Source organism: Oleiphilus sp. HI0132 (genome assembly GCF_001635845.1).
The window spans coordinates 1-743 of sequence record NZ_LWGJ01001764.1; the positions used below are offsets into that span (position 1 = coordinate 1).

A 743-nucleotide genomic window follows, 5' to 3' on the forward strand; every position below is an offset into this window, starting at 1 on the left:
TGCTCGTGGCTTAAGGTCGATTTTGGAGAATGTTTTACTCGATACTATGTATCACATTCCATCCGAGTCGGGCATAAGCAAGGTTGTTATTGATGAAAATACCATCAATGGTGAGTCTGAACCGATCAAGATCTACGATAATGGTGAACAGGCAAAAGCCTTGCCTGACAGCTAAGTTCGACTAAAATCGATAAAACCATGTCCATGAAGGTGGGCATGGTTTTTTTTTACCTGGCTGATATGGAAAAGTTCTAATATTCTCGCCCGGTTTGTCTTGTATTTAAAAAATATAGCCCCACTTATGAGTCAAAGCATCTATTTGTGATTGAGGAATTGTATGTCTGATCAAGATAAAAGCACGGAATCAGAAAGCGTTGAAAAAGATATCGTGATAACTGCGCCGGAAGGCCATATCCCCATGTTGCCCTTGAGGGATGTCGTTGTCTTTCCGCATATGGTGATTCCTCTTTTCGTTGGTAGAGAAAAGTCTATTATGGCGCTTGAAGCGGCCATGGCTTCTGACAAGAAGCTTCTCTTACTCACACAAAAAACTGCCATCGAAGACGATCCGTCAATCGATGAATTATATTCCGTTGGTACGGTTGCAAATATATTGCAAATGTTAAAGCTGCCCGATGGTACGGTTAAAGTGCTGATCGAAGGTGAGTACCGAGTCAGTGTTGATCGGGTTGCTTCAGAAGAGTTCTTGTCAGCAAAAAAGAGTGAGCTGGAAGAGTCTCACC

1 protein-coding gene and 1 pseudogene are annotated in these 743 nt (G+C 42.4%); both read left to right on the forward strand.

Annotated features, from left to right (window positions below; translation table 11 throughout):
* Positions 1–175: pseudogene (locus A3766_RS31665) on the forward strand (ATP-dependent Clp protease ATP-binding subunit ClpX); the annotation flags it as partial.
* A 243-nt stretch (positions 176–418) separates the two neighbouring features.
* Positions 419–743 (forward strand): LON peptidase substrate-binding domain-containing protein (locus tag A3766_RS26900; RefSeq protein ID WP_231883007.1); only part of this gene is annotated, 325 nt, incomplete at its 3' end.